Raw genomic sequence first — 216 nt, 5'->3', positions numbered from 1 at the left:
CTAAAAATTAAAAAATATGAGCTACACTGTTATCTAGTTTTCAAAGAACATACATTTATATATGAGAGATAGTTCTCTCAAAACTGAACAAAACGAAACACGGAAACTTATATTGATAAGCAGCGCTCATCAATTCTCCATAGAAAGGAGGTGATCCAGCCGCACCTTCCGATACGGCTACCTTGTTACGACTTCACCCCAATCATCTGTCCCACC

1 rRNA gene is annotated in these 216 nt (G+C 38.4%); it reads right to left on the bottom strand.

Going from position 1 to position 216, the window contains the following annotated elements:
• Positions 1-143: 143 nt before the first annotated feature.
• A 16S ribosomal RNA gene (locus AC0L0O_RS30155) occupies positions 144-216 on the bottom strand; the annotation flags it as partial.

This window comes from Bacillus sp. GS3m_15504, assembly GCF_055825275.1.
The sequence above is the reverse complement of the archived record's forward strand: the minus strand, read 5'-3'. Positions and strand labels throughout refer to the sequence as shown.